At 40.5% G+C, this 18,420-nt stretch carries 12 protein-coding genes and 1 pseudogene; 3 read left to right on the top strand and 10 right to left on the bottom strand.

The window, feature by feature from the left end:
* Positions 1-103: 103 nt before the first annotated feature.
* Positions 104-2,155 (bottom strand): oligopeptidase A, encoded by a 2,052-nt coding sequence (gene prlC, locus ALFOR1_RS02065; RefSeq protein WP_104641892.1) that lies wholly within the window; start codon positions 2,153-2,155, stop codon positions 104-106.
* A gap of 225 nt (positions 2,156-2,380) precedes the next feature.
* Between prlC and gorA the strand changes: the two genes are divergently transcribed.
* From gorA to ALFOR1_RS02050, 3 genes are all read left to right on the top strand, one after another.
* Entirely contained in the window at positions 2,381-3,742 is a 1,362-nt protein-coding gene (gorA, locus tag ALFOR1_RS02060; protein WP_058547567.1) for a glutathione-disulfide reductase, read from the top strand.
* Positions 3,743-4,006: 264 nt separating this feature from the next.
* Positions 4,007-4,606 carry a hypothetical protein gene (locus ALFOR1_RS02055; RefSeq protein WP_058547568.1) on the top strand — a complete coding sequence of 200 codons (600 nt, stop codon included), beginning with the start codon at positions 4,007-4,009 and terminating at the stop codon, positions 4,604-4,606.
* A 121-nt stretch (positions 4,607-4,727) separates the two neighbouring features.
* Entirely contained in the window at positions 4,728-5,564 is an 837-nt protein-coding gene (locus ALFOR1_RS02050; RefSeq protein ID WP_058547569.1) for a mechanosensitive ion channel family protein, read from the top strand.
* 49 nt (positions 5,565-5,613) lie between these two features.
* On the opposite strand, the gene tldD is transcribed toward ALFOR1_RS02050, so the two are convergent.
* The 9 genes and pseudogenes from tldD to ALFOR1_RS02005 form a co-directional block, all read right to left on the bottom strand.
* Positions 5,614-7,053 carry a metalloprotease TldD gene (tldD, locus tag ALFOR1_RS02045; RefSeq protein ID WP_104641891.1) on the bottom strand — a complete coding sequence of 480 codons (1,440 nt, stop codon included), beginning with the start codon at positions 7,051-7,053 and terminating at the stop codon, positions 5,614-5,616.
* The gene (locus ALFOR1_RS02040; protein ID WP_058547571.1) at positions 7,050-7,877 is read right to left on the bottom strand and encodes a carbon-nitrogen hydrolase family protein; all 828 of its coding nucleotides are present in this window, start codon (positions 7,875-7,877) and stop codon (positions 7,050-7,052) included. Before ALFOR1_RS02040 ends, tldD begins: the two co-directional genes overlap by 4 nt.
* Positions 7,874-11,727 (bottom strand): annotated as a pseudogene (locus ALFOR1_RS02035) (YhdP family protein). Before ALFOR1_RS02035 ends, ALFOR1_RS02040 begins: the two are co-directional and overlap by 4 nt.
* Positions 11,727-13,199 carry a ribonuclease G gene (gene rng / locus ALFOR1_RS02030; RefSeq protein WP_058547573.1) on the bottom strand — a complete coding sequence of 491 codons (1,473 nt, stop codon included), beginning with the start codon at positions 13,197-13,199 and terminating at the stop codon, positions 11,727-11,729. The pseudogene ALFOR1_RS02035 and the gene rng overlap by 1 nt, the downstream one beginning before the upstream one ends.
* 1 nt (position 13,200) lies before the next feature.
* Entirely contained in the window at positions 13,201-13,770 is a 570-nt protein-coding gene (locus ALFOR1_RS02025; protein ID WP_058547574.1) for a Maf family protein, read from the bottom strand.
* Positions 13,770-14,249: a rod shape-determining protein MreD gene (gene mreD / locus ALFOR1_RS02020; RefSeq protein WP_002958403.1), complete on the bottom strand. Its 480-nt coding sequence runs from the start codon at positions 14,247-14,249 to the stop codon at positions 13,770-13,772. The genes ALFOR1_RS02025 and mreD overlap by 1 nt, the downstream gene beginning before the upstream one ends.
* Positions 14,242-15,084, bottom strand: a complete 843-nt coding sequence (gene mreC / locus ALFOR1_RS02015; RefSeq protein ID WP_171038414.1) for a rod shape-determining protein MreC — start codon at positions 15,082-15,084, stop codon at positions 14,242-14,244. The genes mreD and mreC overlap by 8 nt, the downstream gene beginning before the upstream one ends.
* Complete coding sequence (locus ALFOR1_RS02010) at positions 15,084-16,127, bottom strand: rod shape-determining protein (protein ID WP_104641889.1); 1,044 nt, start codon at positions 16,125-16,127, stop codon at positions 15,084-15,086. Before ALFOR1_RS02010 ends, mreC begins: the two co-directional genes overlap by 1 nt.
* 135 nt (positions 16,128-16,262) lie before the next feature.
* Positions 16,263-18,311 (bottom strand): SUMF1/EgtB/PvdO family nonheme iron enzyme, encoded by a 2,049-nt coding sequence (locus ALFOR1_RS02005; RefSeq protein ID WP_104641888.1) that lies wholly within the window; start codon positions 18,309-18,311, stop codon positions 16,263-16,265.
* Positions 18,312-18,420 lie beyond the last annotated feature (109 nt).

Genomic DNA, 18,420 nt, shown 5'->3' with positions numbered 1-18,420 from the left:
ATAGTACGAGAAGGTAAAATTACTAAAAATTATTAGTTAAAAACCTAAAAACAATAAAAAAGCGCCATAAGGCGCTTTAGTAATAATAGGGTATAAAGTTGCCTTAAGCAGCTATACCACTGTGACGAAGTAATGCGTCAACACTTGGCTCACGACCACGAAACTTTTTGAACAGTTCCATAGGTTCTTCACTACCGCCTTTTTCTAAAATGTTTTGCATAAAGGCTTGACCTGTTTCAGCGTTAAAAATGCCCTCTTCTTCAAATTTAGAAAATGCATCCGCTGAAAGTACTTCTGCCCATTTATATGAGTAGTAACCCGCGCTGTAACCACCTGCGAATATGTGGCTAAAACCATGCTGAAAACGATTAAACTCTGGCGGTTTAACTACTGAGGTACGGCTACGCACATCATCTAATACCGCTTGAATTTGGCACTGCTCACCCGCTTTGTAATCGTTATGGATTTTAAAGTCGAATAACGAAAACTCAATTTGACGTAGCATTTGCATGCCTGAGTTATAATTTTTAGCAGCTAGTAGCTTATCTAGTAACTCTTTAGGTAGCGCCTCGCCCGTCTCGTAATGCCCTGAAATAAAGCTAAGTGCTTCTTCGTCATAACACCAGTTTTCTAAAAATTGGCTTGGCAGCTCTACCGCATCCCATGCAACACCATTAATACCGGCTACAGGCGCAGCATCAACTTGGGTCAACATATGGTGAATACCATGACCAAATTCATGGAATAATGTAGTTACTTCATCATGTGTAAATAGCGCAGGTTTGTCACCTACGGCTTTATTAAAGTTACATACTAAATACGCAACAGGTGTTTGCAGTTCGCCATTAGCACGCACTTTACGCCCCATGCAGTCGTCCATCCACGCCCCACCACGTTTGCGGTCTCGTGCATATAAATCTAAGTAAAAACGACCACGTAATTCGTTACTACTATCATAAATTTCGAAAAAACGAACGTCGCTGTGGTAACTATCAAAGTTGTTAACTTCTTTTACGGTAATTCCAAATAAGCGGTTAACGGTTTCAAATAACCCGCTAAGTACTTTATTTGCAGGGAAATACGGACGTAGTACTTCATCTGAAATAGCGTATTTTTCTTGCTTTAATTTTTCACTGTAGTAGCCAAAATCCCATGCTTGAAGCCCAGATATACCATGCTTTTGCTCAGCATAGGCTTTTAGCTCTGCGACTTCTTGCTCTGCTTGTGGCTTCGATTTAGCTGCTAGATCTTCTAAAAAGGAAAACACTTGCTCAGGAGATTCAGCCATTTTAGTTGCAAGGGATTTTTCGGCATAACTGCTAAATCCTAATAACTGTGCAAGCTCGTGACGAAGCGCAAGCTCCTCACTCATAATTGCTGAGTTATCGTATTCCCCGGCATTAGGACCTTGATCTGATGCGCGTGTACAAAATGCGGTATATGTTTCTCTGCGTAATTCACGATCATCTGCGTAAGTCATTACTGGCAAGTACGATGGAAAGTCGAGCGTGAATACCCAACCGTCTAAATCTTTACTTTTTGCCGTTTCGCTTGCAAGCGCTAAAGCTGACTCAGGTAAGCCTGCTAACTGGCTTTCGTCAGTAATGTGTTTTTGCCATGCAAGTGTTGCATCCATAACATTATTACCAAATTTAGAAGCCAGCTCAGATAAGCGTACGCTTATTTCGCCGTAGCGCTTTTGATCGTCAGCTCCAAGTGCAATACCCGAGAGCTTAAAGTCACGAAGTGCATTAGTAATTGTTTTTTGCTGAGCAGTCGTTAGCGTTTTAAATTCGTCGCTATTATAAAGCGCATTATAGGCCTCATATAAACCTTGGTGCTGCCCTACAAATGTTGAATACTCTGATATAAGCGGTAAACACTGCTCGTATGCTTGACGTAACTCGTCATTATTCATAACAGAATTTAAATGCGAAACCGGCGAAAACATGCGCGATAACTTATCATCGGCTTCTTCTAGCGGTAATACTAAATCATCCCACGTGTACGAGCCTTTAGCTAAAACATCATCAATAGCTTTACGACTTTGTTCAATACCGTGCTTTAGTGCTGGTACTACATACTCTGGCTTTATTTTTGAAAATGGTGGTAAGCCTTCAAGGCCAATGAGTGGGTTAATTTGTAGTTCGCTCATGAATTCTCTCAATTTAATTAACTATGAATTTGAAGTTGGGGCAAAACGATGAAATACAAGCCTCGATTGATGGGTCTGTTATAGCTTACGATAAAACTGATCGCCATAATAAACTATTTCGTTTGTTGTATTTATCGGTTTTTTACAGCATCGCCTTAGGTGACTTGCACTTAGCATATGCTATCATCGGCACATTATAGTTAAATATATTTTTGAGGATTAAACATGGCTCAGCATTTTGATTACATAGCAATTGGTGGCGGTAGTGGCGGCATAGCCTCTGCAAACCGTGCAGCAATGCGTGGTGCTAAAGTTGCACTTATTGAAGCAAAACACATGGGCGGCACCTGTGTAAATGTAGGTTGTGTGCCTAAGAAAGTTATGTGGCACGGTGCTCAAGTTGCTGAAGCAATTAATTTATATGCACCTGACTATGGTTTTAATGTTGAAGTTAAAGGCTTTGATTGGAGCAAATTAGTAGAAAGCCGTGAAGCCTACATTGGCCGAATTCATAAAGGTTACGATAGTGGCCTTGCAAGTAACGGCGTTACTGTAATTAAAGGGTTTGCTAAATTTGTAGACAACAAAACGGTTGAAGTAAACGGCGAGCATTACACCGCTGATCATATTTTAATTGCTGTAGGTGGGCGCCCAAGTATCCCTAATATTGAAGGTGCTGAACACGGTATTGATTCTAATGGCTTTTTTGAGCTAAAAGAGCAGCCTAAGCGCGTTGCTGTAATTGGTGCTGGTTACATTGCGGTTGAGCTTGCTGGGGTTTTACATGGCCTAGGTACAGAGACTCACTTGTTTGTTCGTAAGCACTCTCCACTTCGTAACTTTGACCCTTATATAGTTGAAACACTTGTTGATGTTATGGCTGCTGAAGGCCCTACTCTTCATACTGAATCTGTACCTCATAAATTAGTTAAAGAAGATGATGGCTCTGTAACGCTTCATTTAGATAATGGTAAAAGCCAAAATGTTGACCAAGTAATTTGGGCAATTGGCCGCCAGCCAACAACAGACGCAATTAATGTAGCGGCTGCTGGCGTTGAAGTTAACAGCGATGGTTTTGTTAAAGTCGATGAGTTTCAAAATACCACTGCTAAAAACGTTTATGCTGTTGGCGATATCATCGAAAACGGTATTGAGCTTACGCCTGTAGCTGTTAAAGCGGGGCGTACTTTATCAGAGCGTTTATTTAATAAAGAACTCCCTGATGATTTAAAAATGGATTACAACTTAGTTCCAACAGTTGTATTTAGCCATCCACCAATTGGTACTATTGGCCTAACTGAACAAGAAGCTATTTCTCAGTATGGCGAAGAAAACGTTAAAATTTATCAATCTGGTTTTACGGCGATGTACACTGCAGTAACTAAACACCGCCAGCCTTGTAAAATGAAACTAGTGTGTGCTGGTCCAGAGGAAAAAGTAGTTGGCCTGCACGGAATTGGTTTTGCAGTTGATGAAATGATTCAAGGTTTTGCAGTGGCCATGAAAATGGGCGCGACTAAAGCTGATTTTGATGCTGTTGTGGCTTTACACCCAACAGGCTCAGAAGAATTTGTTACGATGCGCTAAGCATCGACTTGAAACTATAATAGCCTTTACTATTTATTTAGTAAGGGCTTTTTTATGCTCAGTATATTTATACTTTAATGCACAACAATCATACTAAAACCATTACAAACAAAACATCACAAACACATTAAATATACATCTAACCCATTAATTTAACAACAAAAATATTAGACCGAAAAATATAAAAAAAGTTTCCATAATGTTTTGGCTTTCAGTCCTTTTTGTAATTAAAATCTCGCGTATTGTCACCAATTTGGTTTTTTCATGTTTTTACTGCGATCTTTTATTTACTTATTATGCTTAGCTGGCGTGGCTTCATTAATTCAGCTTGAAGGCTTCGAATTACAGCAAAATGCACTTTATAGCGAAGAAACACTTACTGAACACATGCAAGATATTTTAACGCTTCTAAGTTCTATTCTGTTTTTTTATGCCTCACGTATTAACTCGCAACTTAAGATAGCTTGTGTATTACTAGCGACTCTAACTGCAATGATGTTCGTGAGAGAATTTGATACATACCTTGATATGTATGTTTTTGATGGGGCTTGGCAAGCTATCGTTTATTCAATACTGGCTTGTATATTCGTTTACTTAATAACAAAAAGAGGGACTATTTTTAGCTCTATCCAAGCCTATTCGCAAACTCCAAGTTATGGAATTTGCTTATCTGGTTTAGTTACGCTTTTAGCTTTTTCTCGTATGATGGGCAAAGGGGCATTTTGGCACTCTATAATGGGTGATAGCTACGTACGTGTAGTTAAAAACATTGTAGAAGAAGGGATAGAAACACTTGGTTATACTTTAATTTTAATTTCAGCTTTTGAGCTTGTACTTTTGTGTCGCAAGCAACTTAATAACTAGTATCCTCATCCTATTGGTGAAGCTGTAATCTCAACCGTCTTCATCTCATTGAAGTTAAGTTTGCTAATTGATTTAATAAATCAATATACTAGTGTTTAGATTTACTCGTGTTTTGGAATTTATGCTTAAAGATATTTTGTCTCATCCATTTCTTATTTCGCTGCTTTTGCTTGTTGTTGCTTTTGTTTTAAAAGTACTTGTAGATAAGCTAGCAAAAAACCGTGCTGAAAAAAAAGAAAAAGACATCAGGTATATATCACACAATATTAAGCACTTTATTAACTTTGTAATGGTGCTATCGCTATTATTTGTGTGGTCGACTGAAATTCAAAATTTTGCTCTTTCAATTGCAGCCTTTGCAGTTGCTATTGTGCTCGCAACACGTGAGTTTATTCAGTGTGTTATCGGCTTTTTTTATCTTGTAACAACGCGCCCATTTAGAGTGGGAGATTGGATACAAGTAGGTGATTATTTTGGTGAAGTAGCCGAAACCGATTGGATAAAAACCACTATGCATGAAATTGATATACATACATATCAGTTTTCAAGAAAGACTATTTATATTCCAAACAATAAGCTTATTACCAGTTCTATTAAAAACTTAAACTTTGTAAAACGCTTTGCAACCCATCACTTTACTATTGTGCGCAGAGAGAGCTTTAATCCCTACCCTATTCACGACACTCTCACTGAAAAAGCAAAACAATACTGCGAAGAATTTGAAGAAGTAGCCAGTCGCTATAACTCAATGATTGAACGAAAGTTAGATGCAAAAATATCAGGACCAGAGCCAGTTATACATTTTGGCACCACCGAATTAGGTGAATTTAAAGCAAGCTTTACGCTATTTTGCCCAACAGATAAAGCGCTTGAAATAGAGCACAAATTAACAGAGTGTTTTTTTGCATTATGGTACGAAGAGGCTAAAAAGAATAAAGAGGATGAAGGAAAAGCCTAAACTTTACCTTCGTCAAAAAAGCGCGAATTCACTTCGCGCTTGGCAATATTTAAGCTGTACCGCCAACAGTAAGCTGATCAATTTTAAGACTTGGCTGACCCACGCCTACTGGTACGCTTTGGCCATCTTTACCACATACACCAACGCCTTTATCAAGCGCAAGGTCGTTACCCACCATAGAGATTTGCTGCATAACCTCTGGGCCGTTACCAATTAGCGTTGCGCCTTTAATTGGCTGGGTAATTTTACCATTTTCGATTAAATACGCTTCTGATGCGCTAAACACAAACTTACCAGAGGTAATATCTACCTGTCCGCCACCAAAGTTTGGTGCAAAAACGCCTTTTTTAACTGAGCTTATAATATCGGCTTGGCTGTACTCTCCACCCAACATGTAGGTGTTAGTCATACGTGGCATTGGTAAATGCGCATAAGACTCACGACGTGCGTTACCGGTTGGGTTTACACCCATTAAACGTGCGTTTAGCTTATCTTGCATGTAGCCTTTTAAAATACCATTTTCGATAAGTACATTGTACGCAGCCGGTGTACCTTCATCATCTACATTTAGTGAACCTCGGCGGTCTGCCATTGTGCCATCATCAACAACGGTACATAACTCTGACGCTACTTTTTGCCCTACTTTGCCGCTAAATGCTGATGCGCCTTTACGGTTAAAGTCGCCTTCAAGGCCATGCCCTACTGCTTCGTGTAAAAGCACGCCAGGCCAACCATTGCCAAGTACAACTTCCATAGTACCTGCTGGTGCATCAATAGCTTCAAGGTTTACTTTAGCTTGACGTACCGCTTCTTCTGCAAATTCCATCCAACGCGGTTTACCATCAACTAATTCTTTAAAATAACCGTAATCTAAACGCGCGCCGCCGCCTGCGCCACCGCGTTCACGACGGCCATCTTTTTCAAGCAGTACTGAGCAGTTTAAACGAATAAGAGGACGAATATCGGTTGCAAATGTACCGTCGCTTGCAGCAATCAATACCTCTTCGTACACTGCCGACATTGAGCTAATTACTTGCTCTGCATCAGGTGCGAGTTCACGAATATAGTTTTCAAGCTCACGTAATAAGCTTACTTTGTCGTTATCGCTCATGCTTGAAATTGGTTGATGCGGCGCAAATTGCTCTTTTGCTTTTACATCACTAAATACTTTTATTGCTTTATCTTCGCCAGCATCTGCGATGCTACGAGCCGCAGTAGCCGCCTTATTTAACGCTTCTAGGTTTATTGCATCAGAGTAAGAAAAACCTGTTTTTTCGCCGCTTACGGCACGTACACCTACACCACGTTCAACATTGTATGAGCCTTCTTTAACTAAACCGTCTTCAAGCACCCACGATTCGTGATGGCTTGATTGGAAGTATAAATCGGCGTAATCCACTTTATGCTGATGAATATAGCCAAGCGTTTTTTCGAGTTCCTCTCGATTTAGCTGGCTGTCGTGTAATAAATGCTGTTCAACCGAATTCATAATAAATGCTCTCTAAATCGTTGATGAGATTGCACAGGCATATCTCTTCTAATTTTATTTAACTGGTTTAAATCTGCGTGACCGCTTATAAACCCAACTCCGCTTGGCAGCACTGAAAGTTGCTCGCCCCACGGTGAAATAATAATGCTGTGGCCATAGGTTTGTCGGCCATTTTGATGTGTTCCGTATTGCGCAGCGGCAATTACATAACATTGTGTTTCTATTGCACGCGCCGTTAATAACGGCTGCCAGTGTGCTAGCCCTGTAGGAACTGTAAAGGCACTGGGTACTAAAATAATCTCAGCGCCTTGGCGAGCAAGTTCATTAAATAACCCACTGAAACGCAGATCATAACATACTGTTAAGCCAATTTTACCAAAGGGGGAGTCTACAACGACGACTTCATTACCTGCTTGAGTAAAATCTGATTCGCGGTAACTACCCGTTTGATCTGCAACGTTTACATCAAACAAGTGAATTTTATTATACGTTGCAACGCACTCACCTAGGCTATTAAATAAATGTGAGGCAGCAAAATATTTATGCTCATTATAAAGCTGTGGCATTGTGCCTGCGCTCAACCAAATATTATGCTCTTTACAAAGTGCACTTAGCTGCTGTTTGTAATGCTCGGCTTTTTTAGCAACGGCTAAGGTATCGTGACCACTTTTACTAAAAACTAAAAAAGCTTCAGGTAAACACACCAACATAGGGCGTGCTGTGGGCAGTGTGTTAAGACTACTGACCAAATCACGCATGTTATCATCTGCATTTAAACCAGAGCACATTTGTAGCGCAACTATACATGGTGAGTGCTCAATCATTGCGTTGCCGATAGTTCTGCGTCTTTTAGGCGTAGCTCTGTAGATGCTTGAGGTTGGTTTTGGGCCGCTTGTGGCAAAGTAACTTCACGGCTTTTTCTATCAAGTTCTTGTACCACCGGATCGTTCATTTTACCTGTCACCTTAAAATTGATCTCTGAGATCACTCTGGCTGAATGAATTACTTTATCAAGAGCCAGTGCTGCAAGCCCCATCACAGGGTTTACCATCCAAGCCACTATTACAGGAATACTTGAGGTAACTTGCGGTGCTACTGCTAGGTCATAATCTATATCGAGGGTGTTTAAATTTGCATAGCCTTTAATAGTTAAATCGGCGGGTACACCATCCATTTTAGTATCTTTTGTATAAGCAATGCCGTTTTCTAATTGCATAGTGCCTTGCATGCTATTGTAAAAAAAACCTTTTGAAAATACATCTCTAAAATCAAGCTTTAGCTTACGCACTAACGAATCAAGGCTAAGCAATGAAAATACGCGAGCGCCACCATCACTAATTCCAGTTAAGTGCCCTTCTCCTAAATCCCAATCTACCTCGCCGCTTAGGCTTTTAACATCAAAATCATAGGGGGCTGCTTGCCAAGTAAGATCATAATTAAGATCTGCTTTAGAATCTTTAATGGCTGTGGTTATATCAAACTCATCAAACAGCGCACCTATATCATCACTTTTAAGCTCTCCACTGAGCTGTGTTAACCCGTTTTGCCACTGGCCACTAGTACGAAGTATATGATCGCCTTTATCCACCACGAGCTCTGAAATTGATAAACGCTTACCATCGCCAACAAGCGACGCGCTCACTTTATCAAGCTGGTAACTCGATATTTTACAATCACTGCATTCAAACTCAATTGCGGGCACTTTAGTAAGCCAATTTAAATCTTCTTTTGGGAGTACGTCTGTGACTTCAAGCGCTTGCTCTACTTTTTCAGCAAAGTTAAGCCTTAAGTAATCAGCGTTAATTCTAATTGGTTGGCTAGGTTGTGATGTAGGAATGTGTACTCCTGCACGCAACTCCTTTGCATTTAATTTCAAAAATAAGTCGCTTTGCGCCGGCGCTAAACGCATTTCAAAATCGTTAAAAATAATATTACTTGCATCAAGCGTGTTTATATTTGCAACGACTTCGCTAAGTGGCGGCATAATGCCTTGTGATTGCGTATCAGGCTTAGACTGTGCGGCATGTATAATTTGATCTATTAATTCTATCCAAGGCGATAATTTAGTTTTTTCGAGGTTTATATTTACACTTAAATCTTTTTGGTTAAGCCCTAAATCTTGCTTACCTAGTACAATGTTAACATTGCTAAACTGTGGCTTCCCACTTTCTAAAATAGCATTAAAAAATAGCTGTTGGTTAGCATTGGCAGTGATCAGGTTGGAAATATCATCACCTTGCACTACCCCATCAAGCGGCCAAACTTGCTGACTAGTTTTGTTATAAGGCGCGGGTAAGGTACTTGTTAAACCCAGCAGTTCAGAGTTTACTTGAGCGCGGTAATTAAAGCCTTGTTCGGTAAAGTTTAATGTAAGGCCAATATCTACCTCACTTTGTCCGCTTAAGTAGCCTTTTAATATGCCTTGAGCTTTAGCGATTAACGTATCTGCATCTAGTTGCGCTTTAATATTAATATTTGCGGTGTAATCTTTTGCTTCACTTTGGCTGTTGTAATCAATTTTTATCGGCATGCCAAGCCACGTTGCAGTGGCGTTATTTAAACGAATATTGTCGTTTTTAAAAGTCAGTTCGCCATTTAGCTTTTTAAGTTCAATGCCTGGGTTTGCAATGTAAAGTGGTAAGTCTTTAAGTGCCACTTTGCCACTAACACTCGCGCCACCTTTAAATTTATCACCAACTAATAGCTCAATATTGGCCTCGACTTCGCCTTTTCCTTGCACAACTTCAAAAATATTAGCAAGGGGGTTTGCTATTGGCGTGGCAGCAAAAAAGTCATGTAACTTTTCCATCGGCGCTTTTTTATCAATTTGTACTATTAGTTCATCGGCATTCATTAAATCGGCAATACTTACTTTTACGCTATTACCGAGCTCTAAATTAACTAATTGGCCTTGCTGGCTATAAATGTCCATTCGCTCATTAGCAAAATGTAATTGTATGTTGGCGTTAGTGACCGTAGGCCAGTTTGGATCAAACTGGTAAGTGGCGTTATCTATTTGTGCTAAAACATCGAACTGTCCACTACCATCTGTAAATGGAAAACCTGAGAGCGGCCCTGCAAAGAGCACTTGCGCTTTAGATACTTCGCCCCCTTTAATCGCACCATTTAAGTAACTCACTAAGCCTGGGCTCATCGCTTTTAATGGAAAGTAATGCCCTGCAATTTTGGCATCGGAAGCAAATGCTTCAGCGTAAAGATCTAAACGAGGCTCATCGCCTAAGCTAATTTGTAACTCAGCGGCGAGTGTCACTTCGTTATTATCAAACCAAATATTATCGCTGTTTATTTGCCAGCCGTTTGTACGTTTAGCTAAATCAAGTTCAATATTGAGTTGGTTATAATTAATATCGCCACTAAAGCTCTCGCCCGTTACCAGCGTACCATTTTCTCCAAATAGGTTTATTCGGCCGCGGCTTTGCGTAAGCAATCCATCAACTCTAAGTGCTTGTGCTGCTGGTACAGAGTTTAACTCTTGCCAGCCTATATTGTTTGCCTCAAACCATAACTGCCAATGCTGTGCACTGCTAAAGCTTAAATAAGCTTGATCTATTTGCCCACTTGGTTGGCGCGCAAGTAACGCCTCTAAATCATTAAAATTACTGAGCCCTGCCAAATTACTTAATAGCTCTAAATCAACTTGCTGAAGCCATACTTTATTTTGTTTACCTAGTTGCGCTTCAAACTCAAGGCTTGGCCATGCTTTATCGTTACTATTAAACGTTAAGCCGGTACTTTTTAAATGCCAACTATTTTGCTCGGGGTATAAATGAAAACCACCTTCGCTTAGGCTTACTTGCTGACTTTGCTCTTCTCGTTGCCAGCGCACAAAGCTTGGTAGCCACTGCATTTTTACGTCGCTCACTAAGCCTTTATTTAATTTTAGCCAAGCTTGTAAATTAATATCACTGTGCAGCTGCTGTTTTTCGGTATTAATATATTGCGCTAGCCAATTAGATACATCGACCTTATTAGCGTGTACATACATATTGCCTGCTACTTGCTCTATAGTATCGCCAGTAAGTGCGATGCGTGCATCAAAGTTTCCAACGGAGATACCCGGTAACGCTAAACTCCCACTGCCTAAGTGCTGCTCATTTTCGTTTTGCCATACAATATTTTTTAAAAGTAGTTTACGCTCTTTGCCATCTTCTAAAATAAAACTAATACTAGAGTTTTCTATTGCAAAGTGGCCTGTTTCACCTAAAAATAGCTCTTCTATTAGCTCTTTTTGCTCAAACGATACTTCTTCATCATTGCTTTGTAATAAATTTTCGACCTTTACGCTTGTATGAAAACCATTAATAACAAAGTAATTAGATTTTAGCTGAAAGGATTTTAAGCTTTCCCACAAATTAAGCTCTAGGCTAGTTTTAGCAATGGTGAGTGAAATAGGGGCGATTTCGTTATCTTTAAACGATAAATCTTCAAGCACAAGAGCAGGGCCATTGCCCTGCCAGCTTGCAGATATTTCGCCTATTGATAGACTAATTGCAAACTTATCGTGAAGGTAGGTTTCTATATTTCCTTTGTAATCGTTCGCATAAGGAAGAGTGTACTTTAAGATTGAAACAATAACGGCCAGTAATACTAAAATTATGGCGCAGGTTTGCCATAACTTTCTAAAACAAAAAAACAGACCGCTTTTGCTTTCATTACATCATTACCACATCAAACTGCTCTTGGCTGTATAAGCTCTCTGTTTGAATGTTGACTTGCTTTCCTATAAATAGTTCAAGCTCAGCCAGGTTATGATACTCATCATTCAGTAATGCCTCGCTCACTGCTGGTGCCGCGTAAACCATAAACTTGTCGGCTGCATAAGCTCGGTTTACACGCACTATTTCACGTAAAATTTCGTAGCAAACGGTCTCTACTGTTTTTTGCGAGCCGCGTCCTGAACACGCAGGGCAAACATCACACAAAACATGTTCTAAGCTTTCACGCGTTCGTTTACGTGTCATTTCAACAAGGCCAAGCGCAGAAAGGCCATTAATATTTGTTTTAGTGCGATCTTTTGCAAGCGCTGACTCAAGTGAGTGCAATACACGGCGCTTATGATCTTCACTTACCATATCAATAAAGTCGATTATGATAATACCGCCTAAATTACGCAGTCTAAGCTGACGCGCAATTGCTGACGTTGCCTCTACATTGGTATTAAAAATAGTCTCTTCTAAATTACGATGGCCTACAAATGCCCCCGTATTTACATCAACCGTGGTCATCGCTTCAGTTTGGTCAATAATAATATAACCACCCGATTTAAGCGTTACCTTACGGTGTAGTGCTTTTTGAATTTCTGTTTCAACATCAAACAAATCAAAAATAGGTCGCTCGCCCGGGTAGTACTCTAAAACTTGAGAAAGCAGCGGTACAAACTCTTCTGTAAATAACTTTAGCTCTTCATAAGTCAGCTTTGAGTCGACTCTAATACGCTCCATGTCCTCACCTACGTAATCACGTAGGGTTCTAAAAGCGAGCGTTAAATCTTCATGCAAAATACTGGCTTTACTGGTTTTTTGCCTACGAGAAGTAATTCTCTCCCAAAGCTTTCTTAAAAAACCAGCATCGTGACGTAGCTCTTCTTCACTTGCCCCTTCGGCAGCGGTACGCACAATAAAGCTGCCATTATCGTCGCCATATTCAGCAACTATTTTTTTAAGGCGTGAGCGCTCTTCTTCTGTTTCTATACGCTGGCTTACGCCTACATGGGTAGCATCTGGCATAAATACTAAGTAGCGAGATGGAATAGTGATATCGGTGGTGAGCCTTGCGCCTTTAGTACCTAATGGGTCTTTAACCACTTGTACCATAATGTATTGCCCTTGGCGGACAAGCTCGCGAATATCTTGTACTTTTTTAATAGGCTCGTCGTCAACACCTTCAACAATTGAGGCGCTGTTTACAATATCTGAAGCGTGCAAAAAAGCAGCTTTATCTAGGCCTATATCTACAAATGCAGCTTGCATACCGGGTAAAACACGGCTAATTTTTCCTAGGTAAATATTGCCTACAATACCGAGGTTCCCAATTCGCTCTAATTGGATTTCTTGAAGTACACCATTTTCGATCAGGGCAACACGGCTTTCACTTGGCGTGACATTTATTAGTAATTCTGTACTCATGCTACCTTCTTAAGAATGCTTGTAATAATTGTTCGGTCTCGTATAAAGGTAAGCCTACTACGGCAAAATAGCTACCCGCAATGTGAGTTACAAAGCGACCACCTAACCCTTGGATGCCATAGCCACCGGCTTTATCTTGCGGCTCTTTTGACTCCCAATAGTCATTTATCTCTTGATCAGTTAATGTTTTAAAGGTTACATCGGTACTTACTACGCAGCTAACGACGTCAGTTTCACTAGCAAATGCAACGGCAGTTAACACCTGATGTGTATTACCTGAAAGGCGTTTTAAAGTGGCTGTAAAATCGTCTTTATCGCGTGGTTTACCAAGTGACTGATTATCGATAACAACCACTGTATCACTGCCTAGTACTGGGCGGTCGGTATAACCAAGTGCAACCCCACTTTGCGCCTTTAACCTTGCTAAGCGTTCAACAAGTGCTCTAGGTTGTTCGTTTGGTAATGGACTTTCATCGGCATCAACACTAAATTGAGTAAACTCGATACCTAACTGACTTAATAATTCTTTACGACGTGGGGAGGCTGATGCCAAATATACTGCACAAGTCATTACCTGATCCTAAAGTGTCTACGATATTTGCGAAGCAGTAAAAATACCCAAAACCAACTCACCATACCGGTTGCTACTGGCCATAAATACTGAGGATTAAAATAAACCCCTAACAAAAAGTGATTTAGCCAAAACTGCATTAAATGATACAGCGTTAAAAATAGACCAATCAGTAAGCTTTGTTGCCAAAGCGAGAAGTTACGAATTTTTTGAAAGTTACTCGCGGTAACAAATATACATACTGAGAATGTGAGCGAGTTTACGCCAAGCGGAGAACCCGACGCTAAATCTATGAGTAAGCCAACAACCCAAGCTGTGCCTATATTTAATCTGTGCGGTACAGCCAGTGACCAATACATAAGCACAAGTAAAACCCAGTCGGGTCTAAATGGTTCAAATGAAAATGGCAGTGGCATTAATGCCATTATTAAAGCAAAAAAGATGCTCAGTGCAATTAACAATGAATAACGGTTAATCATCGTTGATTTGCTCCTGTTGATTACGCCATAAAATAACAAGCAATCGAATACGGTCTAGCTGCGCTATAGGCTCTGCAAATACTTGCGCAAATGGGCGTCCTTCATCACGGTTTATTTCAGTGACTACCGCTACAGGGTAACCCTCTGGGAAGGTTCCGCCTAAGCCTGATGTAACAAGTACATCACCAATTCGTACATCTAAACTGTGCGGCACGTGAGAAAGCTTGACGACGTTAATTTTACCTATGCCTTCAACCACGGTACGTACATCATTTCGTAATATGCGAACAGGTGTTGCATGTGTTGTGTCGGTCATCAGTAAAACGCGTGACGTAGTTGACCCCACCTTAGTAAGCTGCCCCACTACACCCATTTCGTCAATTACAGCTTGCCCTTCACTGAGCCCATCAGTAGTACCACGATTAATAACAACCTGATGACTATAAGGGTTTGAATGTACCGAGAGTACTTGAGCAATAATTTTACGATTAGATTGCTTAGCCGATGAGCCTAACAAAGCACGTAGCTTTTGATTTTCTCTCGCTAAAAATTGGTACTGCTGCAATTGCTCGCTTTGAAGCATTTGCTTTTTTTTCAGCGCTTCATTTTCGGTAAGGAGTTGGTCGCGTGTGTGCAGGCTTTTAGCACCTAAGCTAAATAATTCGTAGGGTAAATTAGCAACGTAAATTAGAGGGCTTACAAGAGTATTAAGACTAGTACGGACAACCGTACCACCTTGTGTATATTTGTCTCCTGCTATGAGTACGATACTCAAAAGCACTGCGACAAAAAGTCGCAGTTGCAAAGAGACTGTGCGTCCAAACATTAATTTCATTAGTCGTAACTAAAAACATCACCACCATGAACATCGATCATCTCAAGTGCTTTACCACCACCGCGTGCTACGCAAGTAAGTGGATCGTCAGCAACAACAACCGGAATACCCGTTTCTTCCATTAATAAACGGTCTAAATCTTTTAATAATGCGCCACCGCCAGTAAGTACCATGCCATGTGCTGAAATATCAGAAGCAAGCTCTGGTGGCGACTGCTCTAGCGCAACCATTACCGCACTTACAATGCCCATTAATGGCTCTTGTAATGCTTCTAGTATCTCGTGAGAATTAAGCGTAAATGAGCGTGGAACACCTTCAGCAAGATTACGTCCGCGTACTTCAATTTCAATTGGTTCATCTGTTTTAAACGCAGAGCCAATTTGATGTTTAATATTTTCGGCTGTCGCTTCACCAATTAGGCTACCAAAGTTACGGCGCACATAATTAATAATTGCTTCGTCGAATTTATCACCACCAATACGTACTGATGATGAGTAAACAACACCGTTTAGTGAAATAATAGCAACTTCAGTTGTACCACCACCAATATCAACAACCATAGAGCCTGTTGCTTCAGATACAGGTAAGCCTGCGCCAATTGCCGCAGCCATAGGTTCTTCAATTAGATAAACTTCACGAGCGCCAGCTCCCATTGCAGATTCGCGTATTGCGCGTTTTTCTACCTGAGTAGCACCACAAGGCACACAAATGAGTACGCGCGGGCTTGGGCGCATAAAGTTGTTGTTGTGCACTTGCTTAATAAAGTGTTGTAACATTTTTTCTGTTACATAAAAGTCGGCAATTACGCCGTCTTTCATTGGGCAGATTGCTTTTATATTACCCGGCGTACGACCTAGCATTTGTTTTGCTTCTGTACCTACAGATGCAACACTTTTAGGTCCACCAGCTCGCTCTTGGCGAATAGCAACAACTGAAGGTTCGTTTAAAACAATACCTTCTTCTTTAACATAAATGAGGGTATTGGCTGTACCCAAGTCGATCGATAGATCGTTAGAAAAAATACCACGGAGTTTTTTAAACATGAGGCTGGATGACCTTTGAAATACGTTCTTATATTAGCTGCCTCACTTTAACATGCTTAAATAGATGAGCAATATAAAGCGCAGCTGCCTTTGTAAATTTGTGAAAAAAGGAAGCAAAGCTTCCTTATTGAGTTTTTATCGTTCGCGAACTAAGCGAAAACCAATGTAGTTAGATCTAAAGTCAGGCGCTAAAATTAAACGCGTAGATGCACGTGCAAGACTTGGTGCAAAGTTCCACGCTCCGCCTCTTACCGCTACATCCGACTCACCAGATTCTTTGTTAGTCCATTCCCATACATTGCCTACGGTATCGTATAATCCAAATGCATTAGGAGAAAAAGACCCTACCGGTGCTGCGCGTCTGTTTGACCATTCACTACCACACCAACCACAGTTTGCTAAGTTTTTACCAATTTCGTTACCCCAAGGGTATTCTGTTTCAGTTCCTGCGCGTGCTGCATATTCCCACTCAACTTCATTTGGTAGACGAAACTGTTGGCCTGTTTGACCTGATAACCACTCAGCATAAGCTTTAGCATCGTTATAAGTTAAACATACAGCCGGAAAATCACTGCCTTGCTCAAAACCTGGGTTGCGCCAGTTTAAATTAGCTTCCCATACTGGTTCGCCATTTAAATAATACGCACACCCTTTATTTTGCTCTGCTTGCGTTTTATAACCAGTATTAGCTACAAATTTTTCGTAGGCTCCTACGGTTACTTCTTTGCTTTGCATAGCAAAAGAACTCGCTATTACTTTTTCAATTACAGGGCGTTCATTGGCTAAACCATTGCCATTAATGTCGCCCATTTTAAATTTGCCCGCAGGAATAACTACTATAGGCGTTTTTACGTTTGTATTGAGTACATTAACGTTTTCACTAACCTGACGAGTTTTAACTTCTGGTTGCTCACGAGTGTAGGTCGGTGCAGCAATCGACTCAGGCTTTTTTACTAAATTTGCATGGATTGTTTGTGCTTTATTAAGATCCACGCGTACCTGAAACGGTTTATAGCCCAACTTACGTACTTCAACGTTATGCACACCGCGAGGTAAACGCGTAATTAAACGTGTAGAGCCAAAGCTAACACCGTCAATAAACACTTCGTCATCATATACATTAGAACGTAATGTTAGCTCTACTGTTTGATCCTGCTTTTTGTTAGTAATGCTAGGGTAATCTCTTTTTACCGGCGCAGATTTAACTGAATAATCGCGCACTGGTTGTTCATTTAAACGAGAAACCGAAACTGTGCTGGCATTATCCTTGGTATTACTGAATGTTAACTGACTATCGGTAAATGTTGTGCCATAAGCTGGTTGGTAAGCTGCTGAAAGCGGCGTGCCGTATTCAGAGCAATAACGGTTATCAATACTTAATAAGCTACATAAACGGCTACTGTTTACTTCGCCGCGCATAGTAACGCTTAAATTAACGTTATAATTACCTTGTCCGCTAAAGGCACTATTTACTACATGGCTACTTAAAATTTGCACTTGAGCGCCAGCTAAGTTGCGTTTTGGCTCAACAATGCGCTCTTCTGTTAAGTTTGCAAATATTTGATCTACAAAGCGCTTAGTTGCTTTTTGTAAGCCCATTTGCTGACCGCGTTGCTCACATGCCGCAAGTGTTTCGGTGCGCTTACAGTTAATAGTGTGGTTAACTTCAAGTGTGCCTTCACGCGTAAACTCGTTGCGTAAGCGCTCTACTCGAGCTGTAGTTAACTGCTCTTTTAAGCTCTCTAGCGTATTTAAAAGCGTGTGTTTAGCCACGCGGATTTGTTCGATGTCTTTACGGTGGGATGCAATTGCCGCCAACTGCATAGAAATATCATCTTTGTTTTGCTTATGATCAACCACAGCTTTTTGATAGCGCGATTGTGCTGCACTAATATCTATAGTTGGATCATCAATTAAACGACGGTACATTTCGTTCATCGCATCGAGCGCTTGGTTTTTTTCTTTATCTAGCTCTGTAGAACGAGAGCGAAGTAGCTCTAATTGATTTTGTAACTGACTTTCTTCTTTAAGATGTTTTTCAAGTATTCTTGTCGAGTTATCGTATTCTGTCTGTTTAACACTAATCTCTGACTCAATTCCAGTTACTGTAGCAGTGTCTTGTGCAAATGCACTACTAGCTAACAAACTAGCTGAAATTAACAGAGATAAAGGAGTAATTCGCATATATTCCAGTCCCAAAAAGCGGCAATTATTTGGTCGTTATTATTTTTTATAATTAAAGCCTTATGCTATGTACTTGCAGCACAAAACACAAGCTTTGTTCAATTATTAT

It is taken from the genome of Pseudoalteromonas carrageenovora IAM 12662 (assembly GCF_900239935.1).
In the GTDB taxonomy this organism is placed as follows: domain Bacteria; phylum Pseudomonadota; class Gammaproteobacteria; order Enterobacterales; family Alteromonadaceae; genus Pseudoalteromonas; species Pseudoalteromonas carrageenovora.
The sequence above is the reverse complement of the archived record's forward strand: the minus strand, read 5'-3'. Positions and strand labels throughout refer to the sequence as shown.

Excerpts from the sequence above, each read along its gene's own strand:
- mreC (WP_171038414.1), bottom strand. The coding sequence starts at position 15,084 with ATGAAATTAATGTTTGGACGCACAGTCTCTTTGCAACTGCGACTTTTT.
- ALFOR1_RS02025 (WP_058547574.1), bottom strand. The coding sequence starts at position 13,770 with ATGACTTGTGCAGTATATTTGGCATCAGCCTCCCCACGTCGTAAAGAA.
- ALFOR1_RS02005 (WP_104641888.1), bottom strand. The coding sequence starts at position 18,311 with ATGCGAATTACTCCTTTATCTCTGTTAATTTCAGCTAGTTTGTTAGCT.
- ALFOR1_RS02050 (WP_058547569.1), top strand. The coding sequence starts at position 4,728 with ATGCTTAAAGATATTTTGTCTCATCCATTTCTTATTTCGCTGCTTTTG.
- rng (WP_058547573.1), bottom strand. The coding sequence starts at position 13,199 with ATGAGTACAGAATTACTAATAAATGTCACGCCAAGTGAAAGCCGTGTT.
- ALFOR1_RS02055 (WP_058547568.1), top strand. The coding sequence starts at position 4,007 with ATGTTTTTACTGCGATCTTTTATTTACTTATTATGCTTAGCTGGCGTG.
- mreD (WP_002958403.1), bottom strand. The coding sequence starts at position 14,249 with ATGATTAACCGTTATTCATTGTTAATTGCACTGAGCATCTTTTTTGCT.
- ALFOR1_RS02010 (WP_104641889.1), bottom strand. The coding sequence starts at position 16,127 with ATGTTTAAAAAACTCCGTGGTATTTTTTCTAACGATCTATCGATCGAC.
- prlC (WP_104641892.1), bottom strand. The coding sequence starts at position 2,155 with ATGAGCGAACTACAAATTAACCCACTCATTGGCCTTGAAGGCTTACCA.
- ALFOR1_RS02040 (WP_058547571.1), bottom strand. The coding sequence starts at position 7,877 with ATGATTGAGCACTCACCATGTATAGTTGCGCTACAAATGTGCTCTGGT.
- tldD (WP_104641891.1), bottom strand. The coding sequence starts at position 7,053 with ATGAATTCGGTTGAACAGCATTTATTACACGACAGCCAGCTAAATCGA.
- gorA (WP_058547567.1), top strand. The coding sequence starts at position 2,381 with ATGGCTCAGCATTTTGATTACATAGCAATTGGTGGCGGTAGTGGCGGC.